The sequence below is a fragment of the Microbacterium sp. GQ128 genome (genome assembly GCF_059758615.1).
In genome coordinates this window covers 430327-456865 of the sequence record NZ_JCAXDY010000001.1, presented here as the reverse complement: position 1 = coordinate 456865, position 26539 = coordinate 430327, and the positions used below count along the sequence as shown (strand labels likewise).

Sequence of the window (26539 nt, the reverse complement as noted above, 5' to 3'; positions counted from 1 at the left end):
GGACCGTCCGGCGCGCCTAGGCGTCGTCGTTCTCGAGCTCGGCCTGCACCTCGGCCGACAGGTCGAAGTTGGTGAACACGTTCTGCACGTCTTCGCTGTCTTCGAGCGCATCGATCAGTCGGAAGATCTTGCGCGCCGTGTCGGCGTCGATCTCGACCTTGAGGTTCGGCACGAACTCGACGTCGGCGGACTCATAGTCGATCCCGGCTTCCTGGAGCGCGCTGCGCACGGCCACCAGGTCGGTGGCCTCGGTGATGACCTCGAAGCCCTCGGCATGCGGCTCGATCTCCTCGGCGCCGGCCTCGAGTGCCGCCATCATGACGTCGTCCTCGGTGGTTCCCTCGGAGCCGACGACGATGACGCCCTTGCGGCTGAAGTTGTAGGCGACGCTGCCGGGGTCGGCCAGGGTCCCGCCGTTGCGGCTGAGGGCGGTGCGCACCTCGGCGGCTGCGCGGTTCTTGTTGTCGGTCAGACACTCGATCATGAGCGCCACGCCGTTGGGCCCGTATCCCTCGTACATGATCGAGAGGTACTCGACGGCCTCGCCGCCGATGCCGGCACCGCGCTTCACCGCGCGGTCGATGTTGTCCTTGGGGACGGAGGTCTTCTTGGCCTTCTGAACAGCGTCGAAGAGCGTCGGGTTGCCCGCCAGGTCGGGTCCGCCGAGCTTCGCGGCGACCTCGATGTTCTTGATGAGCTTGGCCCAGGACTTCGCGCGCCTGGAGTCGATGATGGCCTTCTTGTGCTTCGTGGTCGCCCACTTGGAATGCCCGGACATAAGTCTCCGCTCGTCGTATCCGCCCCGGAGCGTGCCCAGGGCGTCGTCCATTCTATAGAAACACGCGCGGTTCCCGATCCCGAACCGCCTTGTCCGACGCCGACCCCGGTGGGAGACTTGCGCGCATGGAGGATCGGGAGCGTGCTCTCGACGCCGCTCACCGAAGCGCGACGGAGTTCTTGGGGACTCTGGACGAACGTCCGGTGTGGCCGCGCGCGAGCCTGGAGGACATGCTGGGAGCGTTCGGCGGGTCCCTGCCCGAGCACGGGGCCGACCCCACCGCAGTCATCGAAGAGATGGCGGTGCGTGCCGATCCCGGGCTCGTGGCGATCCCCGGCGGTCGGTTCTTCGGTTTCGTGATCGGCGGCACACATCCGGCCGCGCTGGCCGCCGACTGGCTCGTCTCGGCGTGGGATCAGAACTCGGGTTCGTCCACCCTCACACCCGCCACGGTCGCGATGGAACGCGTCGCCGGACAGTGGATGCTCGAGCTCTTCGGCCTCCCGACGACCGCCAGCGTCGGTTTCGTCACGGGCGGTCAGCTCGCCAACTTCACCTGCCTCGCCACCGCACGACACGCGGTTCTGGCACGCGCGGGATGGGATATCGCCGAGCAGGGCTTCCACGGTTCTCCCCCGCTGCGTTTGGTCGTCGGGGCCGACCGACACGGGTCGATCGACCGCGCCGCACGCTTTCTCGGGATCGGCCGGGCGGAGCTGATCGTCATCGCGTCCGACGACCAGGGCAGGATGCGTCCGGACTCCTTGGAGGCCGCGCTGGCAGAAGGAGACGGCCCGCTCATCGTGTGCCTGCAGGCGGGAGAGGTGCACACCGGCGCCTTCGACGACTTCGCCGCGCTGATCCCGATCGCCCGCCGGCACGGCGCATGGGTCCACATCGATGGTGCGTTCGGCCTGTGGGCGGCGGCATCTCCTTCACTCAGCCACCTCACCGACGGCATGGCGGATGCCGACTCCTGGGCGACCGACGCCCATAAGACGCTGAACGTGCCGTATGACTGCGGCATGGCGATCGTGCGCGATCCGGCTGACTCCATCGCGGCGTTCCGCACGGGAGGCGACTACCTGATCTATTCGGGCCTCGATCCGTGGGATGTCACCCCCGAGCTGTCGCGTCGCGCGCGCGGGGTACCCGCCTGGGCCGCGCTGCGCAGTCTCGGACGCTCGGGCATCGCCGAGCTCATGGACCGTCTGCACGCGAACGCCGTCGCGATCGCGGCGGGGCTCGCGTCGGTGGAGACGGTGGAGATCCTCAACGACGTCGACTACACGCAGGTGATGTTCCGTCTCGGCTCCGACGAGGCGACGCGCGCGCTCGGCGCAGCGATCCTCACGGAGGGGACAGCCGCGATGACGGGGGCCGAGTGGGGCGGGCGTGCGGCTCTGCGCTGCTCGATGTCATCGTGGGCAACCACGACGGAGGACGTCGACCGCACGGTGCAGGCCGTCCGCGGTCTCGTCGCCGCCGGTTCGCGCGCCGAATGACCGCGACCTTCGGTCGTGCCGCCGTCGGCTGCTAACGTCGAGGAACCCGTGCCCCGGGGATATCGCGATGCTGCGAGCGAAGGGAACGTCACGATGAGCGCAGGCGCCGATCGCCTCCGACCGGAGTGGACCGCACTCCCCCTGGTGCTCCGCGCGCGCATCGTCGACGCGATCGGCGGGCGATTCGTCCGCGATGATCCGGCGCAGAGCGGGTTCAGTGCGGCATACGCCGGCGTCGTCACGACCACGAAGGGCAAGGCCTTCGTGAAGGCATGTGCGCGGGATTGGCACCCCGACTCTCTGCATTTCCTTCGTGCCGAGATGCGGATCCTGACGCTGCTGCCGCCGGCGATCGCTCCGGCGGTGTGGAGCGAGGTCGACGAGACCGCCGGCGTCGCGCTGGTGCTCGAGGCGATCGACGGGCGGCACCCGGGCAGCCCCTGGTCTGTGGAAGATCTGCAATCGATCGCTGCGACCCTCAGCATCCTCTCCTCGACGAAAGCACCGCTCGACCTGCCGGACGCGGCCGACAGCATGTCCGACTTCACCCGATGGGAGGATATCTCCCACGATGAGCGTCTGCTCGAAGGCCTCCCGTCGATGGTGCGAGAGCGCATTACGGATCTGCTGCGCATCGAACAGGACTTCCGCGCTGCGGTCGGCGGAGACGTCCTCGCACACGACGACGTGCGCGCCGACAACATCCTCATCAGCGATGGGCGAGCTCGGTTCCTGGACTGGCCGCACGCCCGCCGCGGAGCCCCGTGGATCGATCTTCCGTGTCTGCTGCCGAGCGTCGAGGCCTCGGGCGGTCCCTCGTGCGAAGAGGCATGGCCGCTGTTCGAAGAGCACGGAGCCCCGCCCGTCCACGACATGCTGCCGGTGATCTCCGGCTTCGCGTCCTACCTCTGGTTTGCCCAGGCTCAACCCGAGATACCGCAGCTGCCCGGACTCCGCGCATTCCAGCGGGCGCAAGCCGGCCCCGCGCTGCGATGGCTCGCCACACTGCTGCAGGTTCAGGAACGCGCGGCGTCGAGGTAGGTCAGCACCGCTCTCACTCGGCGGTTCTCCTCGACGGGTCCGAGGCCGAGCTTGGTGAAGATGTTGCCGATGTGCGTGCTCACGGCGGCATCAGATTCCGGTCGCGCCTAATCGCCCGGCTGCGGTCGATGCCATCCGGACGTCGGTGTTCCTTGCTATCGTGGCCGCGTGCGATGGCTTGCGGACGAGGCGAGTGGTTCACGACGTGTTCCGCTCTCTCCGGGGTCACCCCGGGGTACGCAGTCTGACCTGGAACGAACGCCGCAGGCGCCTTACTGCGCTTCGCGCAGACCGGTGCCCGCACTGATGGACGAGTCGTATGCAGGCCATCGCACGCCCGCCGCCCGCTCCGCGGCTGCCCACTGATGGCGCCCTCCACCGCATCACGCGTACTCGGGCGCACGCCTCGACCGTTGCCGTCGTTGGTGGCCGCCTCGCTGGCCGATGCTTTCCTCGCCTCAGAGGTCTGGGCGAAGGAGCAACTCGTCGAGGCCGGCGCGTACGTCATGGGAGCGCGTCGCCGTTGGCTCTCTCCGCTCGTCGGCGATGTGTTGACCTCCTTCGTCCGCCCGCCTGTCGATGCCCCGCGGCTGCTGACGTCGGTGATCCTCCGTTCGCCCGATTTCGCAGAAGCCGTGCGCAAGGCCGACGAGCGTCGTTCGCCGCTGCGCATCCACCACCGCGTAGTCGGTCCATCGGCGTCGCAGCCGCCCTCGGGCGCTCTTCCCCGCATCGACAGCATCCCGGATCTCGCCGCCACGCTCGATCTGGACGTCGGCCAGCTCCAGTGGCTCGCCGACACCAAACATTGGAATCGGCGCGCACGCTCAGGAGCCTTACACCACTACCGGTACGAGTGGCGCACACGGCACGGGCGGATCCCCAGGTTGCTAGAGATCCCGGAGCAACGGATGCGCCGCGTGCAGCGCGGTCTCCTGGAACAGGTGCTCGGCCTCATAGCCGTGAACGATGCCGCCCACGGCTTCATGCCCGGTCGCAGCGCGGCGACAGGGGCCGCGCGCCACACGGGAGCCGACATCGTCATATCCCTCGACCTCACCACGTTCTTCTCCCGCGTGACCGGCGGTCGCATCTACGGAACACTTCGTCAGTCGGGACTGTCCGAACCCGTCGCGCACGTCGTGACCGGGCTGTGCACCAACGCCGTTCCTCCGCGCGTGCTTGCTGCCATGCCACCCGGCGGATCATCCGACGAGCGGTTCGCCCTGCGTCGGGCTCTGGCCACGAGTCATCTGCCGCAGGGCGCTCCCTCCTCGCCGATGCTTGCCAACCTCGCCATCCGGCGCCTCGATTCACGGCTGACGGGGTGGGCCGATGCCGTCGATGCGACCTACACGCGATACGCCGATGACCTCGCGTTCAGCGGCGGTCCGCGACTCGCGAAGCGACCTGATGCGTTCATCAGTGGTGTGCAGCGGATCATCGAGGACGAGGGGCACGTGGCCAACCCGCACAAGACGAGGGTCCGACGCCAGGGCGGCAGGCAGAGCGTGACCGGAATCGTCGTCAACCAGCGAACGAATGTCTCACGGGACGACTACGACCGGCTCAAGGCGACGATCCACAACTGCGTCGTGCACGGTCCGGGCAGTCAGAATCACCGCCGACTCGACGATTTCCGTGCACATCTGCTCGGCCGCATCTCGTGGGTCGAGAGCCTGAACCCCCAGCGAGGCAAGAAACTCCGTGCGGAGTTTCTGCGTATCCGTTGGTGACCGCAGCGATCGGGCGCGAGTGACCAAGTGACCCTACCGTCGGACGACCCGCACGGATGGCGCAGGATGGACGCATGCGCAGATCACGACACATCACTCCTGCCGCTCGCCTGTCCGACGTGCGCGACGACGCGCCGACCCCGCCAGATGTGCTGCGGTATCTGGTCCATCTTCCGGATGACTACGACGCCGATCCGGGCAAACTCTGGCCCCTGGTGCTGTTCCTGCACGGTGCGGGCGAACGCGGTTCCGACCTCGACCTCGCCGCGGTGCACGGCCCGCCGCGGCTGGCGGATGCCGGTCATGAGTTCCCCTTCATCCTCGTCACCCCGCAGTGCGGTGAGTCCAGCCAGTGGGTCGCGGAGCTCTCGACGCTGTCCGGGCTGGTCGACGAGGTCGTTTCGATGCTCCGCGTCGATCCAGCCCGCGTATCGGTGACCGGGCTCAGCATGGGCGGCTTCGGAACCTGGAGCCTGGCGGTGCGCTATCCCGATCGATTCGCCGCGATCGCGCCGATCTGCGGCGGGCTCTGGATGCAGAGTGCCGCGCCGATTCGTCACGTGCCGGTCTGGGCTTTCCACGGCGACGCCGACGATGTCGTACCGATCTCCGCCTCGGAGGAGATCATCACCGAACTCCGGTCGCTCGACGCCGAGGTGCGGTTCACGCGCTATGCGGGCGTCGGCCACGATTCCTGGACCGAGACCTACGACAACCCCGAGCTTTACGGATGGCTGCTCTCCCACCGTCGCTAGCGCACGCACTTACGCAGCGAAGGTCTGAGCCTTCGCGAGGAACCGCTCGTGGAAGCGCGTCTCGCCGTCGACCTCCGGGTGGAAGCTCGTGCCGAGCAGGCTGCCCTGCTCGACGGCGACGACCGTGCCGTCCCTGAGCGACGCCAGGACGTCGACACCGGCGCCCACTCGCTCCACGACCGGCGCGCGGATGAACGTCGCATGCACCGGAGGCTGGCCGAGATCGGGGACGTCGAGTTCCGTTTCGAACGACTCGGTCTGGCGCCCGAAGGCATTGCGACGGACGTCGACGTCCATCCCGCCGAACGACTCCTGGCCGTCGATCCCGTCCAGCACCGTGTCCGCCAGCAGGATGAGTCCGGCGCATGTGCCGTACACCGGCAACCCGGCACCGATCGCGGCGCGGATCGGCTCCTGCATCCCGAAGATGCGGGACAGCTTGTCGATCACACTGGACTCGCCGCCGGGGATCACGAGGCCGTCGACGGACGAGAGCTCTTCGGGTCGGCGCACCAGCACGACATCGGCGCCCAGGTGCGCGAGCAGGGCGGCGTGTTCGCGCACGTCGCCCTGCAGCGCGAGGACTCCGACGCGGGTGTTACCAGCCACGCTCGGCGAGGCGGTGGGGTGCGGGGAGGTCGCTGACGTTGATGCCGACCATCGCCTCGCCGAGCCCGCGGGAGACTTCGGCGATCACCTTGGCGTCATCGAAGAACGTGGTGGCCTTGACGATGGCCTTCGCGCGCTCGGCGGGGTTGCCCGACTTGAAGATGCCCGAGCCCACGAACACGCCTTCTGCTCCGAGCTGCATCATCATCGCGGCGTCCGCGGGGGTCGCGACGCCGCCGGCGACGAACAGCACGACGGGGAGGGTGCCGGTCTCGGCGATCTCCGCGACCAGCTCGTAGGGCGCCTGCAGCTCCTTGGCGGCGACGTAGAGCTCATCCTTGGGCAGCGCAGCGAGGGCCGCGATCTCTCCGCGGATCTTGCGGATGTGCTTCATCGCCTCGGAGACGTCGCCGGTTCCGGCCTCGCCCTTGGAGCGGATCATCGCGGCGCCCTCGTTGATGCGGCGGAGCGCCTCGCCGAGGTTGGTCGCACCGCACACGAACGGCACCGTGAACTCGTACTTGTCGATGTGGTTCACGTAGTCGGCCGGAGAGAGCACCTCGGACTCGTCGATGTAGTCGACGCCGAGCTCCTGCAGTACCTGCGCCTCGACGAAGTGTCCGATACGCGCCTTCGCCATCACCGGGATCGAGACCGCATCGATGATGCTGTCGATCATGTCGGGGTCGCTCATGCGCGACACGCCGCCCTGCGCACGGATGTCGGCCGGCACGCGTTCGAGCGCCATGACGGCCACGGCGCCCGCGTCTTCGGCGATCTTGGCCTGCTCAGCGGTGACGACGTCCATGATGACGCCGCCCTTGAGCATCTCGGCGAGGCCGCGCTTGACGCGCGAGGATCCGGTGGTTGTCTGCTCGGTCATGGGGAACTCCTGTCGGATGCACCGAAGTCGGGTTTGATCTAGATCAAACGTAGCACTGTCCGATTCGACCTAGAATCGCTGAGGAGGATCATGAGCGACCAGATCACAGGCACCACCGCACAGGAGATCGCCGACAGCGTGCGCTCGCTGCGCGACCGCGGATCCCTGCAGCCGGGGAGCCTCCTGCCCCCGGTGCGCGAGCTGGCCGCCACCCTCGGCGTGAATCGCAACACCGCCGTGGCCGCGTACCGTCAGCTCGCTCAGGCGGGGCTGGTGGTCTCGCGCGGGCGCGCAGGCACCGTGGTCGCGGGTCTCGAAGCCGTCGCACAGGAGGGGTATGCCCCTGACACCGTGCTCCGCGACATCGGCACCGGCAACCCGGACCCCCGGCTCATCCCCGATCCTGCGCCTGCGCTCATGACCATCGCTTCGCGCCCCGTCCTCTACGGCGAGCCCGTGATCGATCGCGGGCTCGAGGAATGGGCCAGGCAGTGGATCTCCGCCGACCTGGACGACGTCGACTTCCGCATCACGATCACGAGCGGTGCGGTCGACGCCGTGGAACGCCTGCTCGCTCAGGCGCTCATGCGTGACGACGCCGTGGCCCTCGAGGACCCGTGCTTCCTGGCGAGCATCCACACCGTCCGCCTCGGTGGATATCGCGCCGTCCCGGTGCCTGTGGATTCCGAGGGCATGACGGTCGACGGGTTGCGGGCTGCACTGGACGCCGGAGTCCGCGCGATCATCTGCACACCCCGCGCGCAGAACCCCACCGGAGCGAGCCTCACCGCGTCGAGAGCCGCAGAGCTGCGGGCCGTGCTCGCCGACCACCCCTACGTCCTGATCATCGAGGACGACCACTTCTCGATGCTCTCGCAGCGCCCGTACGAGTCGCTCATCGGTCCCAACCACCGCCGCTTCGCGCTCGTGCGCTCCGTGTCGAAGTTCCTCGGACCCGACATGTGCCTCGCGATCGCGGCGACCGATGCGGAGACAGCCGATCGGCTCGCGATGCGTCTGAGCCCCGGCACCACGTGGGTGAGCCACCTGCTGCAGCGTCTCGCACTGACCCAACTGACCGACGACGCCGTGATGAGCGAGGTCGCCGCAGCGGCCGCCCATTACGCGGAGCGGAATGCCGCCTTCGCCGAGCGGCTGCGCGCCGGTGGGATCGAGGCGACCGCATCCGACGGCATGAGCCTCTGGGTCGAACTGCCCCAGCCCGCGCGCCTCGTCGCCGATCGGCTGATGCGCAGAGGATGGCTGGCCCGCACCGGCGACGACTTCGCGCTCGACGACCGCGCAGAGCCGTCGCACCACCTTCGCCTGACCGTGCACGACCTATCCGATGACGATGCCGCGACCCTCGTCGCCGACCTCGTCGCCGCCGGACGATGACCACCCCTCGCGGGCACCAGCCTGCCTTGAACGAAAGAGCCGGAGAATGAAGATCCTCTCCATCCAGTCAGCCGTCGCCTACGGGCACGTCGGCAACTCCGCCGCGGTGTTCCCCCTGCAGCGCATCGGCGTCGAGGTGCTCCCGGTCTACACCGTGAACTTCTCCAACCACACCGGTTACGGATCCTGGCGCGGCCCGCTGATCGCTCCCGACGACGTCCGCGAGGTGATCACCGGCATCGAGGAGCGCGGCGTCTTCGGCCAGATCGACGCGATCCTCAGCGGATACCAGGGCGGCGAAGGCATCGGCGACGTGATCATCGACGCGGTCGCCCGCGTGAAAGCCGCCAACCCGAACGCCGTCTACGCATGCGATCCGGTCATGGGCAACGCCAAGTCGGGGTGCTTCGTGGCTCCGGCGATCCCGGTGCTGCTGCGGGAGCGCGTCGTCCCGGTCGCCGACATCATCACGCCCAACCAGTTCGAGCTCGGCTTCCTCACCGGCACCGAGCCGGACACGCTCGAGTCCACACTCGCCTCCGTCGACCTCGCCCACGCGATGGGCCCGCGCACCGTGCTGGTGACGAGCGTCGAGCGGCCCGACCGCGAAGAGGGCACCATCGAGATGCTCGCCGCCGACGCGCAGGGCGCCTGGCTGGTGCAGACCCCGCACCTGCCGATGAAGGCGAACGGCTCCGGCGACGTGACGGCCGCGCTGTTCACCGCGCACTACGTCGAGACCGGCAGCGCGAAGGTCGCCCTGGAGCGCACCGCATCCAGCGTCTACGACCTGCTGAAGGCCACTCTCGAGTCCGGTGAGCGCGAACTGCAGCTCGTCGAGGCGCAGGAGTTCTACGCGAACCCGCAGATGCAGTTCACCGCCCGTCAGGTGCGCTGAACTACTCCGCAGCCGGCTCCGACGTCGGCCAGGCGTTCGCCACGGCCTCCCGCACCTCGCCGAGGAGCTGCGGGAGCGCCTTGGTCTTCGCGATGATGGGGAAGAAGTTGGCGTCCGACGTCCACCGCGGCACCACGTGCTGGTGCAGGTGGGCGTCGACGCCGGCGCCCGCCACCGCGCCCTGATTCATGCCCAGGTTGAAGCCGTCGCAGCGTGACACCTCCCGCAGCACCCGCATCGCGGTCTGCGTCAGAGCCCCGATCTCGGCGACCTCCTCGGGGGTCGCCTGGTCATAGGTGCCGATGTGACGATACGGGCACACGAGCAAGTGCCCGGAGTTGTACGGGAACAGGTTCAACAGCACGTAGGCCGTCTCGCCCCGCGCTACGACGAGCCGCTCCTCGTCGGGGAACTTCGGCGCCTCGCAGAACGGGCACTCCTCGCGCAGCGGCTCCGGCCCCGCCTGGATGTACGCCATCCGGTGCGGGGTCCACAGCCGCTGGAACTCGTCCGGCACGCCTGCCAGGCGTCCGGCATCCTCCAGCTCAGCCATCGCTGGGTCCCTGAGCGTGTCGAAGGGTCACGCCAGGTCCCCTGCTGTCTGCACGAGGGCGTGGGAGTCGATGGCGGCACGGATGCGAGCTACGGCATCCGCGATCGGGACCCCGTTCTCCTGAGCGCCGTCGCGGTAGCGGAACGAGACGGTGCCCGCGGCACGGTCCTGCTCCCCCGCGATCAGCAGCAGCGGCACCTTGCCGGTCGTGTGGGTGCGGATCTTCTTCTGCATCCGATCGTCCGAGGTGTCGAGCTCGGCGCGCACGCCCTGGGAGCGCAGCGTGTCGATGACGTCGCCCAGGTAGTCGGCGAAGTCGTCGGCGACCGGGATGCCCACGACCTGCACGGGAGACAGCCACACCGGGAAGTCACCGGCGTAGTGCTCGAGCAGGATCGCGAAGAACCGCTCGATCGAGCCGAAGAGTGCGCGGTGGATCATGATCGGGCGCTTCTTCTGCCCGTCCTTGTCCATGAACTCGAGGTCGAAACGCTCGGGCAGGTTCGGGTCGACCTGCACGGTCGAGAGCTGCCAGGTGCGGCCGATCGCATCGCGCGTCTTGAGGTCGATCTTCGGGCCGTAGAAGGCGGCCTCTCCGGGGACCTCGGTCAGCTTGAGGCCGGAGGCGACGGCCACGCGACGCAGCGCATCGGTCGACGACTCCCAGAACTCATCGGAGCCGATCCACTTCGACTTCTCGTCGTCCTTCATCGAGAGCTCGAGCTCGAAGTCGGTCAGACCGAAGTCGCGCAGCATCGACAGGATGAACTCGAGGACCTTGGCGACCTCGGCCTCGAGCTGGTCGGGCGTCACGAACAGGTGCGAGTCGTCCTGAGTGAAGCCGCGCACGCGGGTGAGACCGTGCAGGGCGCCGGAGAGCTCATTGCGGTAGACCGTGCCGTTCTCGGCGAACCGCAGCGGCAGGTCACGGTAGCTCCGCGCACGCTCCTTGTAGATGAGGATGTGCATCGGGCAGTTCATGGGCTTCAGGTAGTAGTCCTGGCCCTGCTTGGTGATGTTGCCCTCGTCGTCGCGCTCCTCGTCCATGACGATCGGCGGGAACATGCCCTCCTTGTACGTCACGAGGTGGTTCGACGTGAGGAACAGATCTTCCTTCGAGATGTGCGGCGTGTACACGTAGGTGTAGCCGCCCTCGATGTGGCGCTTGCGAGCGTGCTGCTCCATCTCGCCGCGGATCACGCCGCCGCGCGGGTGCCAGACCGAGAGGCCGGAGCCGATCTCCTCGGGGAACGAGAACAGGTCGAGTTCCTTGCCCAGGCGACGGTGGTCGCGCTTGGCTGCCTCCTCCAGACGGTGCTGGTACGCGCGCAGCTCGTCCTTGGTCGGCCAGGCCGTGCCGTAGATGCGCTGCAGCTGCGGGTTCTTCTCGCTGCCACGCCAGTAGGCGGCCGCGATGCGGGTCAGGTCCCAGCCGTTGCCGATCATGCGCGTGTTGGGCAGGTGCGGCCCGCGGCAGAGGTCCTTCCAGACCACCTCGCCGTCACGCGTGGTGTTGTCGTAGATCGTCAGCTCGCCCTCGCCGACCTCGACGGAGGCGCCTTCGACCTTGCCCACCTGGGTCCCTGAGCCTGCCGAAGGGCCCTTGAGACCGATGAGCTCGAGCTTGAACGGCTCGTTCGCGAGTTCGGCGCGCGCCTCGTCGTCGGTCACGACGCGGCGCACGAAGCGCTGCCCCTCGCGGACGATGCGCTGCATCTCCTTGGTGATGGCCTTGATGTCCTCGGGCGTGAACGGCGTCTCCACGCCGAAGTCGTAGTAGAACCCATCGGTGATGGGCGGGCCGATGCCGAGGTTCGCCTGCGGGTTGATGCGCTGCACCGCCTGCGCCAGCACGTGGGCCGCGGAGTGGCGGAGGATGTTCAACCCGTCCGCACTGTCGATCGTGACCGGCTCGACCTCGTCGGCGTCTGTCACGGTCGTGGCGAGATCCTTGAGATCGCCGTTGACGCGCATCGCGACGACGTTTCGGTCAGTGAACAGGGCGAAGCCATCGTGCGGCCGGGCGTTTTCAGGCACAGAAACTCTCCATCTGGGTCGATGTCCAGGTTACTCGTATGAGCACGCGGTGCTGACCGCTTTGCGACGGTGTCGGATGCCGTGCCCGGTGCGGCAACGGGTCACGTTCAGCCGCGCTGGTCGGCGCCGCGCGACGGAATCACGATCCCCGACTCGTAGGCCTGGATCACGAGTTGCGCCCGATCGCGCGCGTGGAGCTTCGACATGATGCGGTTCACATGGGTCTTCGCGGTATGGGGTGAGATCACGAGACCGTCCGCGATGTCCTGGTTCGAGGCCCCGCCCGCCACCAGGAGCAGTACTTCGCGCTCCCGTTCCGTGAGCTGTCGCAGCGGCTCACTCTGCCAGGAATCGGCGCGCGGATGCTGTGGCAGCACCGAGCGCTCGATCAGCGACCGTGTCGCGGTCGACGACAGGAGCGCCTCGCCACGGTGAACCACACGCACGGCGCTGATGATGTCGTCCGGCTCCGCCCCCTTGCCGATGAAGCCGCTCGCCCCGGCGCGGAGCGCGGCCACGACGTAGTCGTCCTCCTCGAAGGTCGTCAGGATGAGCACGCGGGGCGTCGTGGACAGCGGGGCGTTCAGGATCTGCGCCGTGGCGGCGATGCCGTCGAGCTCCGGCATCCGGATGTCCATCACGACGACATCCGGCATCGACGCGCGCACCGCGGAGACCGCCTCGCGCCCGTTCGCCGCCTCGCCCACGACCTCGATGCCGCCGTCGATGAGGATGTCCCGGACCGCCTGCCGCACCAAAGGCTGATCATCGACGACGAGCACCCGGATCATCGTGCACCTCCGTCGAGGGGGATCCGCACCTCGAGACGGAACGCGCTTCCGTCCCGCCCGGCCTTCACATCTCCCCGGACCGCGACCACACGCTCGCGCAGCCCGCGCAGCCCGTGGCCGCCCGCGGCAGACACGGCGTCCGATTCCGCCGCCGCCCGATTGTCGACGATGAGGTGGAGCGAACCGTCGTCGGCGCGCAGCCGGACGATCGCGGTGCCGTCCGCTCCGTGCTTGTGCGCGTTGGTCAGGCCTTCGAGGACCACGAGGTAGGCGACGTGATCACTGGCCGGCGACAGAACAGGGCGATCGGGATGGTCCTGCAGTTCGACGTCCAACCCCGCCTCACGGAACTGCACGACCAGGTCGTCGAGACCGGCGAGGCCGACCTGCGGACGAAGGTCGCGAACATCATCCGGATCGTCGGAGCGCAGCAGCGCCATCAGCCCGCCGATGTCGGCCAGCACCGTGCGCGAGGAACGGCGGATGGTGCTCAGCGCCTCGCGCGCACGCTCGGGGCGGGTCTCCAGTGCGGATGACGCCACCCCCGCGTTGAGGCTGATCACCGAGATCTGGTGGGCGACCACATCGTGCAGGTCGCGTGCGATGCGCACCCGCTCCTCGGCGACACGTCGTCGCGCCTCCTCGTCCCGGCCCTGCTCGGCACGCTCCGCTCGTTCCGTCATCGCGGAGACGAACTCACGCCGCGACCGGGTCGCATCCCCGAGCGCACCGGCCAGCGCGATGATGAAGAGGAACTGCAGCGCACGCGGATCGAAGAGATCCCCATCGAGGGGGATCGCGTTGGAGAAGAAGACGATCGCCGTCGCCGAACTCACGGTGATGACCCCGATGAATCGTCCTCTGCGGTCCACGACGGCGAAGGCGCTGATCGCCATGGCGATGAGCGCGCTCGGGGACAGCACCCCGGCGAACGCCAGGACCACCGCGCAGAGCAGGCTGACGAAGAGCGCGACGAGCGGAAGCCGGCGACGGAACACCATCGCCGCCGCGGGGACGAGGGCGACGACGAGCAACCATCCGGTCGCGCGGAATGCCTCGTCCGGGAAGGGCGACACGGCGAACACGACCACGACGACCACGGCGATCACGTCGGCGAGCGGCGCCGCGATTCCTGGAGGACGAGGGGCCGGCATCACACCAGTATCGCCCGCGACGACGGCTCCCGGATCCCCCGCCGGGATGAGCTGCGTGTACCGCGATCGCAGTACAGGAGTGTCTGCGGCAGGGCGACGCGGCCGCGGGTGCCGCGCGGCACGCTGAGATGAGGGCGCACACCGCGTGCGCCGAGAGAGGTCGGCATGAAGAAGCCTGTCAAGAGAGTGCTCATCGCACTCACGTCCGTCGTCGCCGTGATCGCCATCGGGCTGACAGCCACCACCGTCGGCAATGCGGTGGCGACCGCGGTCGAACAGGATCGCATCGAGCCGTACGGGCAGAAGGTCACCGTGGACGGGCGGGAGATGAACGTCCTGATCGCCGGTGAGGGCTCGGAGGACATCGTCCTCCTGCCGGGGTTCGGCACCGTATCGCCCGTGCTCGACTTCGAGCCGCTCGTCACCGAGCTGGCCAAGGACCATCGCGTGATCGTCGTGGAGCCGTTCGGCTACGGCCTGAGCGACGGCACGGATCGCGCCCGCACCACCGACAACATCGTGACCGAGACGCACTCCGCCCTGCAGGAGCTCGGGGTCGACGACTACGTGCTGATGGGACATTCCATCGCCGGCATCTACGGCATCCAGTTCGCGAACCGCTATCCCGATGAGGTGCGGGCGTTCGTCGGGATCGACAGCAGCGTCCCTGGCCAGCCCGGCTCGGACACCGAACTGCCCGTCGGACTCTTCGGCGCGGCGAAGGACCTCGGGCTGGTGCGACTCATCGCAGCCTCCCGCGGCACGGGCTACGACGAGTCCGTGTACTCGGAGGAGGCACGGGAGCAGATCGCGCTGCTCACCAACCGGAACACGCTGAGCCCGACCTACCGGAACGCGATGTCCCTGCTGCACGCGAACTTCGAGGATGCGCTCGGCACGAGCTTCCCCGAAGACCTTCCCCTGCTGCTGTTCGTCGTGGCGGACAATCCGACCGTCCCCACCTGGGTGCAGCTGCACGAGGAGCAGGCCGAGGCTGTCGCGGATGGAACGGTCGTGCCGCTCGACGGAACGCACTACCTCCACCACACGCACTCCGCCGACATCGCCGACGCGTTCCGGGAGTGGGAGCAACCGCGGATCCCCTCCGCCGACTGACCGATCGGCAGCTGCGGACGACGGACTTCAGGGCCTGTAGCGTGAGCGGATGAGCAGAGCAGTCGCACGATGGATCCTCGCCGCAGCACTGGGAGCGATCGGCGTCATGCATTTCGTGAGCACCCGCGGGTTCCGCGTCGTCGTGCCCGACTGGGCGATCCGCCTGACGCGTCTCGACAAGAACGAGATCGTCCTCGCCTCCGGTGCGGCGGAGATCGCGCTCGCCGCCGGGTTGGTCGCTCTGCCCGGCGAGCAGCGGCGCATCGGCTGGGCGACAGCCGCATTCTTCATCGCCGTCTTCCCGGGAAATGTCCATCAGTGGCGCGCTCGGCGCTCGACGCCAGGTCTGGACACCGATGCCCGACGGCTCGGAAGGCTCTTCCTGCAGCCCCTGCTGGTCGCTTGGGCCCTCTGGGCGACCGCAGGTGCCCCTGCGCGAAGCCGGCGACGCGCCTAGGCCGCGTGCTCTCTCACTCCCGGTGCAGCTCGCCCGAGCCGGATATCTCCTTCGTCACCCGCGGGTCACCGGAATAGGTGATCTGTCCGCTGCCTTCGATCCGCACGTCGAGGCTTCCGGACACCGACACGCTCGCATCGCCCGATCCGAGGACCGTCACGCGCGCATCCACACTGTCCAGCGCGGATGCCGAGTAGTCGCCGGCTCCCCGCACCTCCACGTCCTGCTCGGTAACCGTGCCACTGATGCGCACATCGCCCGAACCGTCGATGCGAGCTGTCAGCTGCGTCGCAGCCGCATCCTCCACGTCGATGTCGCCGGCACCGTCGACCGTGAGGGATGCCCGTTCGGCGTCGATGCCCGAGGCCTCGACGGTGCCGGAGCCCTTCACGACGATCACCGGTTCCGCGGCACCCGACAGATCGACGGTCGCGTCACCGGAGCCCAGCACGCTGATCGAGGTCAGGGCCCCGATGACGAGTTCGTAGCGGATCTCGCCCGCGTAGCCGGCGGAAGGACCGGTCATGTCCAGGCGCAGCACGCCCGACTCGACGTCGGCGGTGAGACGGTCGATGATCTTCTCCCCCGCGATGATCGTCAGCGACGGCGAGTCCCCCCGAGTGACGTTCAACGACCCGCCCGTGGCGAGCTCGACCACCGACACGTCGTCGATCGCTCGCTGCTGGGTCGCACGCGGCCCCGGGTCCAGTGAGGCGCATCCCGCCAGGCTCGCCCCGACGAGGAACAGACCGGCGAAAAGACCGAAAGCACGTGAACGCATGCGTCCGAGCCTAGTTTCGGGCACCGATACCGACCAGATACCCCGGTATCGTGTTCTGCTCGTACCGCAGAGGGAGACCCATCGGGGAGAATGAGGCGATGGCTTCCCCCTCGCTCGTCTGGTTCCGTGACGACCTCCGCCTCGCCGACAACCCCGCGCTGCGTGCGGCCGTCGAGCGGGGCGAACCCGTGGTCGCCGTGTTCGTTCTCGACGAGGAGTCACCCGGCATCCGCTCCCTCGGCGCAGCTGCGCGGTGGTGGCTGCACCATTCGCTCGCCTCCCTCGAAGGCCGTCTCCGTGACCACGGTGTTCCCCTGGTGCTGCGTCGGGGCGCCGCCGATCCCGTCCTGCGCGAACTGGTGGCGGACAGCCACGCCGGTGCCGTGTTCTTGAATCGTCGTTACGGCGGCCCCGAGCGAGACGTGGATGCCGGACTCAAGGCCGCCTTGCGCGCCGATGGCGTCGAGGTGGCCTCCTTTGCGGCGTCGCTCTTGCACGAACCCTGGACGGTCACGACGGGGAACGGCACCCACTACTCCGTGTTCACGCCGTTCTGGCGCGCCTGCCTGGCCCTTCCCGCGCCGCGCACGCCTCTTCCCGAGCCACGGGACATTCCAGGAGCGAAGACCGCGCCTGCCACCGACAGCCTCGACGACTGGGACCTGCTGCCCACCCGGCCGGATTGGGCCGGCGGTCTGCGCGAGACGTGGGAGCCCGGCGAACCCGCCGCTCGGCGACGACTCACGGAATTCCTCGAGAATGATCTCCCCGCCTACGACCGTGCCCGTGACGAACCCGCCGCCGGCGCGACCTCGCTGCTCTCCCCGCGGCTGCGATGGGGAGAGATCAGCCCGTTCACCGTCTGGCACGAGTCCGTCGGCGTCGACGGCGCCGGTGGCTTCCTCTCCGAGCTCGGGTGGCGTGAGTTCGCCTGGCACACGCTGTACCACTCCCCCGATCTCGCGACGAAGAACCTCCGTCGTGAATTCGACTCCTTCCCGTGGCCGCCCCTCGATCCTTCGCACCTGGACGCCTGGCAGCACGGCGAGACGGGCGTGCCGTTGGTGGATGCCGGGATGCGCGAGCTCTGGCACACCGGCTACATGCACAACCGCGTCCGGATGGTCGTGGCGTCGTTCCTCGTCAAGAACCTGCTCATCGACTGGCGGCTCGGCGAGGAGTGGTTCTGGGACACGTTGGTCGACGCCGACGAGGCCAACAATCCGTTCAACTGGCAGTGGGTGGCGGGCTCGGGCGCCGACGCCGCGCCCTACTTCCGCGTGTTCAACCCCGAGCTCCAGGCGAAGAAGTTCGACCCGCAGGGGCTCTACATCTCGCAGTGGGCCTCGGAAGCGCCGACCGAACCGATCGTCGACCCGAGCGAGACGCGCAAGGCGGCGCTCGCCGCGTACGACGTGGTCAAGCGGGCTCCTCGGCCGTAGCGCGGTCAGCGAGCGCTCGGCCCGAGCGGAAGCAGGTCGGCGTGGGCTGCCCTCTCGTCGAGCCAGACACGGAGGATGCGGTTGAAGAGCTCGGGGTCCTCGGCGTTCCACGCGTGGTGCATGCCGGGAGCGAGCCCGATCGTCGCATCCGGTCGCGCCGCGCGCACGACCTGCAGGCAGTCGTGGAAATAGCGCATCTCCCGCTCGCCCGCGATCGCCATGAGCGGAGCGGAGACGTCCGCCAGAGAAGTCACGCCTCCGGGATAGACCTCATGCAGCTGCTCGGCCAGCTTCGCACGGGAGATGGGGGGGCAGCTCACCACGAACCGCTTCGCCTCCTCTCCCGATAGCCCGAACTGACGTGCCATGACGGCCCAGAAGAAGCGCCGGTTCCACAGCATCAGCGGCCCCCAGTTCATCAGCCGCATCGACGGACGGTACGGGAGTACCGACGCCCCGGTCACGAAAGCACTTGCCACTTTGGCGGGGTGGCGGGCCGCGAGGTGCAGCGCGACCATCCCACCGAGAGAGAGCCCGACCACGTCGACCGGTGCGCCGGCCTCCCGGTCGATGAACGCCGCCAGCCGGTCGGCCACGCTGTCGAAGTCGGTCCAGGGTTCGTCCCGTCTGGACAGGCACCCCGGCAGGTCGGGCGCGAGGGTGAGTCGGTCGTCGAACGCGGACAACTGCCCCGCCCAGCTCCAGCCGCCGACGGTGCCACCATGAAGGAACAGGACGGGGCGGGTCATGAACGCGTCTCCGCCCCGAGCCCCGATCGGAGCGCTTCCAGCCATTCGAGGTGATCGTCGTGCTCACGGAGGCCCTGATCCAGCGTCATGGAACGCAGCCAGCCCGAGCGGTCGGACCGAACGTCCGGACGCGGGGTCTGCGCACGAATCACCCGGAGCGCGTCTCGCGCCGCCGTCGCCTCTGCCATGCGAGCGTCGATCACCGCGACGAGCTCGGGATCGGCCAGCTCACCGGCGAAGAACATCCGGGCGATGAAAGCGTCCCGCGGCACCTGTCGAGCGGGCGGAGAGACGAGCCATGCCCGCATCGCCTCATATCCCTGGTCGGTGATGTGGTGGACCACACGATCTGGCGCGTTCGTTCCGGTCACGATCTCCGTGCGGGCGAGGCCCTCCTCCACCAGTCTTGCGAGAGTGCGATAGATCTGAGCCTTGTCGGCATGCCAGAAATAGGCTGCCGAGGCCGCGAAGGCCGTCATGAGGTCGTAGCCCGTCATGGGCCTGACGGCGAGGAAGCCGAGGATGATGCGGGAGAGCGTCATGCACCGAGTGAAACACGCGGCTAGTCGATAAGTCAACTAGGCCTGTGGGGTGCATAGCGGTGCAGCCCAGGAATCCGTAGTGTGCACTCATGGAAGAGAATCGAGCTCCTCGGGCCACTCTCGCGTACCGGGTGACAGCTTGGGTCGTCGCCGTGTTCATCGGTTCGGTCGCGGGTATCGGTCTGGGGCTGCTCACCCAGGACTTCTGGACGGGCCTCTCCTCTTAGAGCACGCGGACCGTCAGCAGCCTGGGTGACTAGTTCGCGGCGCACTCGATTCTCGGGCCAAACAGCTTGTTTCGTCATCGATCCGACGTCGGTCGGTTAGTTCGTGTACAGGACTTTGACCTTACCGATCTCGCCCGTGAAGGGGAACGGGGCTCGGTCGAAGTAGTCGAGGGATACGGGTCCGCCCAGGCAAATTCCGATGTCAAGGCAGTCGTTCGCGGTGAACAACAGGGGCACGCTGATCGGCACTGTGCCTGCCGCGACTTGATCGCCGTCGACGGAGATTGCGATGCTCAACGGACCCCCGGGCTTCGGTTCGATGTAGTTGGTTTCGACCACGATTGTCACCGCACCGGAGTTCACCCGATTCTCGGAGCGAATCTTGGTTCGTTGGATGATGAACATGTTGTACTCGAAGCAGAGGTACCCATCGTCCATGTAGCACGTCAGACCGCCGCCAGCCCCGCCTAGGGCATACAGCACCCCGCTGGCATTTTCAGGGAGCACCGCGTCGATCGTGACGGTGTTGGCGCGGTTCCCCAGCCCCGGTGCCATGAGCTCCGGCATTCGGCGCAGGCTACCGGTGAAGTCCCAGCTTCGGTAAGGCGTTGAGAGACGAAATTCCGGATGATAGACGGGCACCCAGAGGCCGGCGCCGACCGGAAAGACACTGTTCCTCGCGGCCTCTATGGCAAAGAGCTCCTTCATCTGAGCGAGCTTCTCCGGGTTGTCCGCGGCGACATCGTGGGCCTGTGTCCAGTCTTCCGCGAGGTGATACAGCTCCCATTCGTCCTTGTCCGGTGTCCAGTCAAGGATCCCATCCGGCAGCCCTGGAATCCACGGCACCCGGGGACCGAACGCGGAGGCCATCCAGCCGTCGTGATAGATCGCGCGGCTGCCCATAATCTCGAAGTACTGCGTCAGGTGCGTCTCTTCCGCTGACGGATCAGTCAGCGCCGAGGCGAAACTCGAACCATCGATGGGGTCCTGTTGTATGCCGTTGACTTCCCTCGGCGGCGTGATTCCGATCAAGTCATAGATGGTGGGCGCGATGTCGGTGCAGTGCACGAACTGAGACCGAGGGGTGGCGTCCGGTGCGACCTTCGCCGGCCAACGGACGGCCATCGGGTTTCGCGTTCCGCCCAGGTGCGAAGCAATGAGCTTCAGACCCTTGTACGGTGTGCTGCCCGCCCACGCCCAACCGGCGTGGTACATGTTGTCCGCTTTCGGGGATCCGAGGACGTCGAGGCCACCCATCTCGTTCATCGCCTGAATGTGCATCGGAATGGTGGAGGGAATTCCATTTTGCGCGAGAAGTTCGCTGATCGTCCCGTTCTGGCCCTCACCGGAGGAGCCGTTGTCACCCCAGATATACAGGATGAGCGTGTTGTCGCCGTAGCCCAATTCTTCGAGCTCGTCGACGACCCGGCCCGCCTGCACGTCGGCGTGCTCGGCGAATCCCGCAGCGACCTCCATCAACCTAGCCTGGAAAGCCCGTTCGTCCTCGGGGATGTCATCCCAGGCAGGCATCCGAGGGTCGCGTTCAGTCAATTCTGCGGTCCCGGGGATCCACCCCTTTTCCTTCGCGCGTTCGTACACCACCTGGCGGTACTCATCCCAACCGCCGTCGAACCGGCCGGCGTACTTGTCTGCCCACTCCTTCATGATGTGATGCGGACCATGTAGGCATCCGGTTGCCCAGTACATCAGGAAGGGCTTGTCTGGTTCGAGCGCCTTGTGGTTGCGAAGCCAACCGATCGCGTCCTCGGCGAGGTCCTCGCTGAGGTGATAGCCCTCCTCGGCGGTCTTCGGGGGCAGGACACTCGTGGTGTTGCGGACAAGGTTCGGATCGTACTGGGATGCCTCCCCGGCGAGGAACCCGTAGAAGTACTCAAACCCGATGCTTGTCGGCCAGTTCTCGAACGGGCCGGTGACTCCGGTCTCCAGCGCCGGCGTGTTGTGCCACTTACCAAAAGCGGACGTCGCGTAGCCATAGTCTTTTAGCACCTCGGCGAACAGGGCACTCGAGCGCGGAATCTCACCCGCATAGCCATCCCAGTCGTTCGCGAGCTCAGCAATCTGTCCGTTGCCGATACGGTGATGGTTCCGTCCCGTCAGAAGCGATGCCCTGGTCGGCGAGCACATCGCAGTCGTGTGAAACCGGTTGAACCCAATTCCTTCGCCGAGCACTCGGGACAGGGTATCAGTCTGAACCATGCCTCCGAACGTGTCCGGCAATCCTGGCCCCGCATCGTCAATCAGGATGATCAAGATGTTTGGTGCATCGGCGGGCAGTCGCTGCGGCGTCTCCCGTGGCTTGTACACCGATTCCTGCATCGTGCGACCCGCGATGCTTCCTGAGGGAGTCGGAGGGAAAGGGAGAACGTCTTGCGGATTCATAGCACTAGACCACTCTCGGTCGATCCTGCACAGCAATCGAGGTAGCGTCATCGCTTCCTGAACGGAATCTAGCGCCCCGCAACTCTTCTACACAAGATGATCTCAGCCACCGGTTACGAGGCGCACGATCTCCCTATAGCTAGCCGTCGGCAGCCTCGAGCTGCACAGCGTTACCCCAAACCCAGCACCGGAACGTCTGATCCTCGGCGCGGAACTCGATGCCGGCGGCGAGGGGAGTGGAGCGCATGAGTTTCGCGTCGACGCGCACGGCCTCGGGACCGAACCGGACCCATGCGCGGACCCGCTTCGGTCTTGGGTAGACCGTCATTGGCTGTTCCCGCGCGTCCAGTTCACGATCGGTGAGCGACTGCAACGGACCATGCTTCGCGGCCTCAAGCACCGCTCGCGCTTGCGCCTGCATGTCACGGTAAGCCGACAACGTCGCACCCGGATTCCCCACGCCGGCACCCCTTTCTCCGGCCAACACCCAAGGTAGCAACCTTCGAACACGTGTTCTATTCTCTTAACTCATGGACACGCCAACGATCGAACACGTCGAAACCTTATGGATGGCCAACGACATCCCCGCACGGATGATCTACGCCGGGCGACGATGGCGCGTCACAGACACCCCAACACGGCTACGACACTCCACCTGGACCGTCCCCCTCGACGAACCACACCACGGCCTGTACGGGTGGCGATTCCAAGGAACCGACGACAGCGGGAACTCACTCGTGTTCGACGTCTACAAGGGCGAAGACGGCTGGCACGTACACCGTTGCTACGATTGATGTGATCGTTCAATCGCCGATTGCATCCAATTTTTGATCAGTCGTTTACTAGATTCTGAGTTCAGATTCAGATTTGAATCCGAAGCTGAGCTAGCACTGGTTGCGTTATACGAAACGAGATGATTTTTCGCATCACTGTTTCGATGACCTGCATCCCGGGAAACCGGGCTACTGGATGGGGTGATCGTGTGGCTTCTGAGTCGCTAGGTGCTGCTTACGTTCTAACGAACGATGCTGTGGCCAAGCTTGCCGCTATGGCGGGAGGCGACAGCGCTCCTTCGTCGACCCCTGGCTTCACCAGTCGGTACGCCGGCAGTAGCTCCGATCGCCTGTCTGCGCTCCAAGAGCTGGTCAAGCACCGCAACAGCGGGCGTTGACTCCGCAACAGCCAGCCCTTATCCCTTAAGAAGTCTTCTCCCTAGCGGAACTCGAAGGCGAGGGGTTTGAGGCTGTCAGGGAACAGGTCCATGCGAGCCTAGAGAGCTTTGACTGTGAGCGTTCCTCGCACCTCCAAGAGTTCGCCCGCGGCAAGGTGCACAACTGGGAGAGCCACGGGCACAGTCGCACATACGTTCTGGTCACAGCTCTAGACGGCGTTTCTGACGTAGCCGCTTTCTTCACCATCGGCATGGCCACGCTCGATCTGCGAGAAGCGAGCAAGCGACTACGAACGCGGTTGTCGGGCAACATCCCCGTGGAGCAGACCGGCGCTTTCAGCATCGCTGAACTCGCTCGACATGACCGGTACTCCAAGGATCAGCTCCCCGGGTCGGTTCTGCTTGACGAGGCGAAGACGATCGTCAAACTGGCCCGGGGTCTCATCGGTGGCCGGTTTCTCGTCGTCGATGCGCAGCGGCCTGTCTTCAACGGGCTGTACGCACCCGCAGGCTTCAAAGAGATCAGCCTTGCGAGTTCCCCTGTCGGCATGGAGCAATCTGAGTTCATCACTGCCTGCTGCGTGATCAAGGACTGGTAGCGCCACCACCGTCGCCCAGAGACGAAGGACAGAGTTCACCTCGCCCTTCCCGGCGACGTTTCGACGGACCGTTCCTCACCACGCTTGACGACTTCAAGGCCTACCTCAAATCAGGAGCTCTTCTGTAGTCGGTGCTTAGTGAGCACGCCAGGCGCCAACAAGCCTCGCAGCTCATTTCAGTATCGGAATCGGCGTGAAGCCAGCTTGGGGCGAGCCGACCTGGAGCTTCACCAACGGCTCCTCCTCGCGGAAGGCGTTCCAGGTGCGGAACAGGTAGAAGAGCGCCTGTCCGGGGAGAATGCGTCGCGAGGCCCCCGCCTGAAGGTCGTTAGAGACGCGGCGAGAGAGTGTAAGGAACGGGTCACCAGGACCATTCTGTATGCCGTCGCGGATGCGGTTGAAGAACTCGGCGGTGTCATCGACATCGAGCATCGAGAACTCGAGGAACGCTACGCCGAGGGCGCTGACCGGCAAGCGGAGGTAGCGATACATCCCCCGCGCATGTCGCGCCGCGAACTCGATGTCGGGAATGGACATCACGGCATCCGCCATCTCACTCTTTGTCAGGCCCGAGTGACCGCCGATTTGTGACGCGGCATGCTTAACGTCCCCGGCCTTGAAAGCCGTGTAGAGACGAGCGATCGCCCCTACGTCCTTGGCGTCTGCCCGATCCGCGAGCCCGGTGATCACGAGCATGTCCCCCGTGTTGCGCGCCGAGCCCGAGTCCAACACGACCAGAGCGTCTTCACTGATACCCCGCACGACGAGCACCCAAGCGCCCTTCCCCGCTGCCACAATCGCCTGACACCGGTTCTGTCCGTCGATCAGCCGGCCAGCAGTATCAAACTTGATCGCCTCCCCTGTGACCACCCAACGATCACCCTGGATGTCACGGACGTACCCGTTGATACGGCTCTTACGCATGTTGCGGTTGCGGTCGATGTTTACCGCAAGCCACGCAACTGCCATCTCAGGTGTCACGAAGACGTACTCCGCGGTCTCGCCCGATGGCCCCTTGGCCACTGTTACTGCCGGTTTGCTCATGGTTACCCCTTGATCATGCGGGCTTCAGGACGATCCCGCTGGTGAGATCAAGTTGTAACCAAGATTTTTTCAGGGCGCACTATTGCCGGATCGTATTGCCCGGATGTTGCCCACACTCCCCAGGGCACGAAAAAACCCCCGGAAAACCGGGGGTTTGTCTGTGCGCGATACTGGGATCGAACCAGTGACCTCTTCCGTGTCAGGGAAGCGCGCTACCGCTGCGCCAATCGCGCCCGTTGGGGCTATTCAGTTTTCCCGTGAGGTGGCGACGGGATTCGAACCCGTGTAAACGGCTTTGCAGGCCGGTGCCTAGCCGCTCGGCCACGCCACCGTGTGGATTGACCCCACGTGCGAAGAGCCTTCCGAAGAAGACCCTCTGCACTCGAGCGGATGACGAGACTCGAACTCGCGACCCCAACCTTGGCAAGGTTGTGCGCTACCAACTGCGCTACATCCGCATTTCGTTCCCGGTTGTCCCGGGCACTCATGAAACATTAGCCGAAGATTCGCCCTCCGCCAAACCCGCAGCGAATCTCGCGCGTGTCTCACAGAGTGGTCCGCACTGCCTCTGAGCGTCGGGTAGTATCGGTTGACGTACCCCACGGGTATGGGCGATTGGCGCAGTTGGTAGCGCGCTTCCTTCACACGGAAGAGGTCATCGGTTCGAGTCCGGTATCGCCCACCAGAGAAGCCCCGCACACCTCTCGGTGCGCGGGGCTGCTGACATTTCCTGGCCCCGAGCTTGCGATTCATCGGCCCTCGTCGAACGACACGCGGACGACCCGATCGTCCCCGTCCCCGGGATCGCCGCGACCGTCGGTGTTGTTGGTGAGCACCCACAGGGCACCGTCAGGGGCGACGACCACATCACGAAGCCGCCCGTAAGCGTCGGTGAAATGCTCGGCGAACGACGAGAGATCGTTCAGCGGCACCTCACGGAGTCGTTCACCCCGCAGATTCGCGATGAACACCGCCTCTTCCGCAATGGCGATGCCGCTCGGGCTGGCGGCATCCGGCGCCCACTGCTGCACCGGATCGATGAACTCCGCACGGTCCGCGACGCCTTCGACGACGGGCCATCCGTAGTTCCCGCCCGGCTCGATGACGTTCAGCTCATCCCACGTGTCCTGACCGAATTCGCTCGCGTACAGCGTGCCGGTTTCATCCCAGGCCAGCCCCTGCGGGTTGCGGTGTCCGAGGCTGTAGACCGGTGATCTGTCGATGGGGTTGTCGTCCGGGACCGCACCCTCCGGTGTGATGCGGAGAATCTTGCCCGACAGCGACGCCGGATCCTGAGCACTCTCGCGGTCGCCCGCATCCCCCACCGTCACGTAGAGCATTCCGTCGGGACCGAAAGCGATGCGGCCGCCGTTGTGATTCGACGCGGCGGCCAGGCCGTCCAGGATCGTCTCCGGAGCGCCGAGACCGAGGGAACCAGGCGAACCGGTGAGGCGGAAGCGCTGCACGCGGTTCTCGTCCGCGGCGGTGGAGTACGCGTACAGATACCCGTCGCGCACGGCGATCCCGAGCAAACCGCCTTCGCCGCCGGATGCGACGCCGTCGATCACCGCGATTTCTCGGACATCACCCTCGTCCGACACCTCGACGATCCGAGCGCTGTCACGCTCGCTGATCAGCGCTGCTCCCTCATGGAAGGCGATCGACCACGGCGCCGCCAGGTTCTCGGCGATCGTGGTCTCGGTTCCGGCGGAGACCGATCCGGACGCGTCGGGAAGCCTCGAGGGCGACGGGGCCGATGTCGTCGGCGCACACGCCACGAGAGCGATCGACGCGGCCGACAGGACGATCCACGCGACCGGACCTCGCCGGGACCTGATCACCATCTCCGCTCCCTCGGTCGTCGCTGTCGCCG

The 26539-nt window shown here is 66.6% G+C and carries 26 protein-coding genes and 4 tRNA genes; 13 read left to right on the top strand and 17 right to left on the bottom strand.

Annotated elements, in window-relative coordinates; translation table 11 throughout:
• Window positions 1-16: 16 nt before the first annotated feature.
• Window positions 17-778 (bottom strand): YebC/PmpR family DNA-binding transcriptional regulator, encoded by a 762-nt coding sequence (locus AC6CHX_RS02230; protein ID WP_136044057.1) that lies wholly within the window; start codon window positions 776-778, stop codon window positions 17-19.
• A gap of 125 nt (window positions 779-903) precedes the next feature.
• Between AC6CHX_RS02230 and AC6CHX_RS02225 the strand changes: the two genes are divergently transcribed.
• From AC6CHX_RS02225 to AC6CHX_RS02210, 4 genes are all read left to right on the top strand, one after another.
• Window positions 904-2283, top strand: coding sequence for a pyridoxal phosphate-dependent decarboxylase family protein (locus AC6CHX_RS02225; RefSeq protein WP_498271483.1), 1380 nt, complete (start codon window positions 904-906; stop codon window positions 2281-2283).
• A 93-nt stretch (window positions 2284-2376) separates the two neighbouring features.
• Window positions 2377-3324 (top strand): phosphotransferase, encoded by a 948-nt coding sequence (locus AC6CHX_RS02220; RefSeq protein ID WP_498271482.1) that lies wholly within the window; start codon window positions 2377-2379, stop codon window positions 3322-3324.
• 365 nt (window positions 3325-3689) lie between these two features.
• Window positions 3690-5060, top strand: coding sequence for a reverse transcriptase family protein (locus AC6CHX_RS02215; RefSeq protein ID WP_498271481.1), 1371 nt, complete (start codon window positions 3690-3692; stop codon window positions 5058-5060).
• 74 nt (window positions 5061-5134) lie between these two features.
• Window positions 5135-5815 (top strand): carboxylesterase family protein, encoded by a 681-nt coding sequence (locus tag AC6CHX_RS02210; protein WP_498271480.1) that lies wholly within the window; start codon window positions 5135-5137, stop codon window positions 5813-5815.
• Between the two features lie 9 nt (window positions 5816-5824).
• Here AC6CHX_RS02210 and pdxT read toward each other — a convergent pair whose 3' ends face one another.
• Together pdxT and pdxS are read right to left on the bottom strand one after the other, a co-directional pair.
• On the bottom strand, window positions 5825-6424 hold the full coding sequence (gene pdxT, locus AC6CHX_RS02205) for a pyridoxal 5'-phosphate synthase glutaminase subunit PdxT (RefSeq protein WP_498271479.1): 600 nt from the start codon (window positions 6422-6424) through the stop codon (window positions 5825-5827).
• Window positions 6414-7307 carry a pyridoxal 5'-phosphate synthase lyase subunit PdxS gene (gene pdxS / locus AC6CHX_RS02200; protein ID WP_498271478.1) on the bottom strand — a complete coding sequence of 298 codons (894 nt, stop codon included), beginning with the start codon at window positions 7305-7307 and terminating at the stop codon, window positions 6414-6416. Before pdxS ends, pdxT begins: the two co-directional genes overlap by 11 nt.
• A 90-nt stretch (window positions 7308-7397) precedes the next feature.
• On the opposite strand from pdxS, the gene AC6CHX_RS02195 reads away from it, so the two are divergent.
• The gene (locus AC6CHX_RS02195; protein ID WP_498271477.1) at window positions 7398-8705 is read left to right on the top strand and encodes an aminotransferase class I/II-fold pyridoxal phosphate-dependent enzyme; all 1308 of its coding nucleotides are present in this window, start codon (window positions 7398-7400) and stop codon (window positions 8703-8705) included.
• Window positions 8706-8751: 46 nt separating this feature from the next.
• Complete coding sequence (pdxY, locus tag AC6CHX_RS02190; protein ID WP_498271476.1) at window positions 8752-9603, top strand: pyridoxal kinase PdxY; 852 nt, start codon at window positions 8752-8754, stop codon at window positions 9601-9603.
• A 1-nt stretch (window position 9604) separates the two neighbouring features.
• On the opposite strand, the gene AC6CHX_RS02185 is transcribed toward pdxY, so the two are convergent.
• The 4 genes from AC6CHX_RS02185 to AC6CHX_RS02170 all read right to left on the bottom strand — a co-directional run bounded on the left by AC6CHX_RS02185 (window position 9605) and on the right by AC6CHX_RS02170 (window position 14138).
• Window positions 9605-10156 (bottom strand): HIT family protein, encoded by a 552-nt coding sequence (locus tag AC6CHX_RS02185; RefSeq protein ID WP_498271475.1) that lies wholly within the window; start codon window positions 10154-10156, stop codon window positions 9605-9607.
• A 27-nt stretch (window positions 10157-10183) separates the two neighbouring features.
• The gene (gene thrS, locus AC6CHX_RS02180; protein ID WP_498272018.1) at window positions 10184-12130 is read right to left on the bottom strand and encodes a threonine--tRNA ligase; all 1947 of its coding nucleotides are present in this window, start codon (window positions 12128-12130) and stop codon (window positions 10184-10186) included.
• A gap of 170 nt (window positions 12131-12300) precedes the next feature.
• Window positions 12301-12984, bottom strand: coding sequence for a response regulator transcription factor (locus tag AC6CHX_RS02175; protein ID WP_498271474.1), 684 nt, complete (start codon window positions 12982-12984; stop codon window positions 12301-12303).
• Window positions 12981-14138: a histidine kinase gene (locus AC6CHX_RS02170; RefSeq protein WP_498271473.1), complete on the bottom strand. Its 1158-nt coding sequence runs from the start codon at window positions 14136-14138 to the stop codon at window positions 12981-12983. Before AC6CHX_RS02170 ends, AC6CHX_RS02175 begins: the two co-directional genes overlap by 4 nt.
• 165 nt (window positions 14139-14303) lie before the next feature.
• Between AC6CHX_RS02170 and AC6CHX_RS02165 the strand changes: the two genes are divergently transcribed.
• Window positions 14304-15254 (top strand): alpha/beta fold hydrolase, encoded by a 951-nt coding sequence (locus AC6CHX_RS02165; protein ID WP_498271472.1) that lies wholly within the window; start codon window positions 14304-14306, stop codon window positions 15252-15254.
• 49 nt (window positions 15255-15303) lie between these two features.
• Complete coding sequence (locus AC6CHX_RS02160; protein ID WP_498271471.1) at window positions 15304-15711, top strand: DoxX family protein; 408 nt, start codon at window positions 15304-15306, stop codon at window positions 15709-15711.
• 13 nt (window positions 15712-15724) lie between these two features.
• On the opposite strand, the gene AC6CHX_RS02155 is transcribed toward AC6CHX_RS02160, so the two are convergent.
• Window positions 15725-16492, bottom strand: coding sequence for a GIN domain-containing protein (locus AC6CHX_RS02155; protein ID WP_498271470.1), 768 nt, complete (start codon window positions 16490-16492; stop codon window positions 15725-15727).
• A 98-nt stretch (window positions 16493-16590) separates the two neighbouring features.
• Here AC6CHX_RS02155 and AC6CHX_RS02150 point away from each other — a divergent pair, with 98 nt between their 5' ends.
• Window positions 16591-17934 carry a cryptochrome/photolyase family protein gene (locus tag AC6CHX_RS02150; protein ID WP_498271469.1) on the top strand — a complete coding sequence of 448 codons (1344 nt, stop codon included), beginning with the start codon at window positions 16591-16593 and terminating at the stop codon, window positions 17932-17934.
• A 5-nt stretch (window positions 17935-17939) separates the two neighbouring features.
• Here the strand turns inward: AC6CHX_RS02150 and AC6CHX_RS02145 are convergent, their stop codons facing one another.
• Window positions 17940-18683, bottom strand: coding sequence for an alpha/beta fold hydrolase (locus tag AC6CHX_RS02145; RefSeq protein ID WP_498271468.1), 744 nt, complete (start codon window positions 18681-18683; stop codon window positions 17940-17942).
• Window positions 18680-19225 carry a PadR family transcriptional regulator gene (locus AC6CHX_RS02140; protein ID WP_498271467.1) on the bottom strand — a complete coding sequence of 182 codons (546 nt, stop codon included), beginning with the start codon at window positions 19223-19225 and terminating at the stop codon, window positions 18680-18682. Before AC6CHX_RS02140 ends, AC6CHX_RS02145 begins: the two co-directional genes overlap by 4 nt.
• 89 nt (window positions 19226-19314) lie before the next feature.
• On the opposite strand from AC6CHX_RS02140, the gene AC6CHX_RS02135 reads away from it, so the two are divergent.
• Window positions 19315-19452 carry a hypothetical protein gene (locus AC6CHX_RS02135; RefSeq protein WP_498271466.1) on the top strand — a complete coding sequence of 46 codons (138 nt, stop codon included), beginning with the start codon at window positions 19315-19317 and terminating at the stop codon, window positions 19450-19452.
• A gap of 96 nt (window positions 19453-19548) precedes the next feature.
• Here AC6CHX_RS02135 and AC6CHX_RS02130 read toward each other — a convergent pair whose 3' ends face one another.
• Both AC6CHX_RS02130 and AC6CHX_RS02125 read right to left on the bottom strand, forming a co-directional pair.
• A complete protein-coding gene (locus AC6CHX_RS02130; RefSeq protein ID WP_498271465.1) occupies window positions 19549-21789 on the bottom strand; it encodes an arylsulfatase in 2241 nt (746 codons plus the stop codon).
• Window positions 21790-21991: 202 nt separating this feature from the next.
• Complete coding sequence (locus AC6CHX_RS02125; RefSeq protein ID WP_498271464.1) at window positions 21992-22273, bottom strand: hypothetical protein; 282 nt, start codon at window positions 22271-22273, stop codon at window positions 21992-21994.
• A 148-nt stretch (window positions 22274-22421) separates the two neighbouring features.
• Between AC6CHX_RS02125 and AC6CHX_RS02120 the strand changes: the two genes are divergently transcribed.
• Window positions 22422-22646 (top strand): hypothetical protein, encoded by a 225-nt coding sequence (locus AC6CHX_RS02120; protein ID WP_498271463.1) that lies wholly within the window; start codon window positions 22422-22424, stop codon window positions 22644-22646.
• 628 nt (window positions 22647-23274) lie between these two features.
• Entirely contained in the window at window positions 23275-23622 is a 348-nt protein-coding gene (locus AC6CHX_RS02115) for a hypothetical protein (RefSeq protein ID WP_498271462.1), read from the top strand.
• Between the two features lie 171 nt (window positions 23623-23793).
• Here AC6CHX_RS02115 and AC6CHX_RS02110 read toward each other — a convergent pair whose 3' ends face one another.
• The 4 genes from AC6CHX_RS02110 to AC6CHX_RS02095 all read right to left on the bottom strand — a co-directional run bounded on the left by AC6CHX_RS02110 (window position 23794) and on the right by AC6CHX_RS02095 (window position 25124).
• Entirely contained in the window at window positions 23794-24666 is an 873-nt protein-coding gene (locus tag AC6CHX_RS02110; protein WP_498271461.1) for a hypothetical protein, read from the bottom strand.
• A gap of 161 nt (window positions 24667-24827) precedes the next feature.
• A tRNA-Val gene (locus AC6CHX_RS02105) sits at window positions 24828-24899 on the bottom strand.
• A gap of 27 nt (window positions 24900-24926) precedes the next feature.
• Window positions 24927-24997: transfer RNA gene (locus AC6CHX_RS02100), tRNA-Cys, on the bottom strand.
• 54 nt (window positions 24998-25051) lie between these two features.
• Window positions 25052-25124 (bottom strand) — tRNA-Gly (locus tag AC6CHX_RS02095).
• Between the two features lie 151 nt (window positions 25125-25275).
• Here AC6CHX_RS02095 and AC6CHX_RS02090 point away from each other — a divergent pair.
• Window positions 25276-25351, top strand: a tRNA-Val gene (locus tag AC6CHX_RS02090).
• A 64-nt stretch (window positions 25352-25415) separates the two neighbouring features.
• Here AC6CHX_RS02090 and AC6CHX_RS02085 read toward each other — a convergent pair.
• Window positions 25416-26510, bottom strand: a complete 1095-nt coding sequence (locus AC6CHX_RS02085) for a PQQ-dependent sugar dehydrogenase (RefSeq protein ID WP_498271460.1) — start codon at window positions 26508-26510, stop codon at window positions 25416-25418.
• Between the last annotated feature and the right edge of the window lie 29 nt (window positions 26511-26539).

Coding starts and splice junctions, on each gene's coding strand:
- AC6CHX_RS02165 (WP_498271472.1), top strand. CDS start 14,304: ATGAAGAAGCCTGTCAAGAGAGTGCTCATCGCACTCACGTCCGTCGTC.
- AC6CHX_RS02085 (WP_498271460.1), bottom strand. CDS start 26,510: ATGGTGATCAGGTCCCGGCGAGGTCCGGTCGCGTGGATCGTCCTGTCG.
- AC6CHX_RS02145 (WP_498271468.1), bottom strand. CDS start 18,683: ATGACCCGCCCCGTCCTGTTCCTTCATGGTGGCACCGTCGGCGGCTGG.
- AC6CHX_RS02195 (WP_498271477.1), top strand. CDS start 7,398: ATGAGCGACCAGATCACAGGCACCACCGCACAGGAGATCGCCGACAGC.
- AC6CHX_RS02185 (WP_498271475.1), bottom strand. CDS start 10,156: ATGGCTGAGCTGGAGGATGCCGGACGCCTGGCAGGCGTGCCGGACGAG.
- AC6CHX_RS02120 (WP_498271463.1), top strand. CDS start 22,422: ATGGCCAACGACATCCCCGCACGGATGATCTACGCCGGGCGACGATGG.
- AC6CHX_RS02140 (WP_498271467.1), bottom strand. CDS start 19,225: ATGACGCTCTCCCGCATCATCCTCGGCTTCCTCGCCGTCAGGCCCATG.
- AC6CHX_RS02170 (WP_498271473.1), bottom strand. CDS start 14,138: ATGCCGGCCCCTCGTCCTCCAGGAATCGCGGCGCCGCTCGCCGACGTG.
- AC6CHX_RS02175 (WP_498271474.1), bottom strand. CDS start 12,984: ATGATCCGGGTGCTCGTCGTCGATGATCAGCCTTTGGTGCGGCAGGCG.
- AC6CHX_RS02230 (WP_136044057.1), bottom strand. CDS start 778: ATGTCCGGGCATTCCAAGTGGGCGACCACGAAGCACAAGAAGGCCATC.
- AC6CHX_RS02150 (WP_498271469.1), top strand. CDS start 16,591: ATGGCTTCCCCCTCGCTCGTCTGGTTCCGTGACGACCTCCGCCTCGCC.
- AC6CHX_RS02135 (WP_498271466.1), top strand. CDS start 19,315: ATGGAAGAGAATCGAGCTCCTCGGGCCACTCTCGCGTACCGGGTGACA.
- AC6CHX_RS02130 (WP_498271465.1), bottom strand. CDS start 21,789: ATGCAGGAATCGGTGTACAAGCCACGGGAGACGCCGCAGCGACTGCCC.
- AC6CHX_RS02115 (WP_498271462.1), top strand. CDS start 23,275: ATGGCCACGCTCGATCTGCGAGAAGCGAGCAAGCGACTACGAACGCGG.
- AC6CHX_RS02220 (WP_498271482.1), top strand. CDS start 2,377: ATGAGCGCAGGCGCCGATCGCCTCCGACCGGAGTGGACCGCACTCCCC.
- AC6CHX_RS02155 (WP_498271470.1), bottom strand. CDS start 16,492: ATGCGTTCACGTGCTTTCGGTCTTTTCGCCGGTCTGTTCCTCGTCGGG.
- AC6CHX_RS02125 (WP_498271464.1), bottom strand. CDS start 22,273: ATGCAGGCGCAAGCGCGAGCGGTGCTTGAGGCCGCGAAGCATGGTCCG.
- AC6CHX_RS02225 (WP_498271483.1), top strand. CDS start 904: ATGGAGGATCGGGAGCGTGCTCTCGACGCCGCTCACCGAAGCGCGACG.
- pdxS (WP_498271478.1), bottom strand. CDS start 7,307: ATGACCGAGCAGACAACCACCGGATCCTCGCGCGTCAAGCGCGGCCTC.
- AC6CHX_RS02215 (WP_498271481.1), top strand. CDS start 3,690: ATGGCGCCCTCCACCGCATCACGCGTACTCGGGCGCACGCCTCGACCG.
- AC6CHX_RS02210 (WP_498271480.1), top strand. CDS start 5,135: ATGCGCAGATCACGACACATCACTCCTGCCGCTCGCCTGTCCGACGTG.
- pdxY (WP_498271476.1), top strand. CDS start 8,752: ATGAAGATCCTCTCCATCCAGTCAGCCGTCGCCTACGGGCACGTCGGC.
- AC6CHX_RS02160 (WP_498271471.1), top strand. CDS start 15,304: ATGAGCAGAGCAGTCGCACGATGGATCCTCGCCGCAGCACTGGGAGCG.
- thrS (WP_498272018.1), bottom strand. CDS start 12,130: ATGCGCGTCAACGGCGATCTCAAGGATCTCGCCACGACCGTGACAGAC.
- AC6CHX_RS02110 (WP_498271461.1), bottom strand. CDS start 24,666: ATGAGCAAACCGGCAGTAACAGTGGCCAAGGGGCCATCGGGCGAGACC.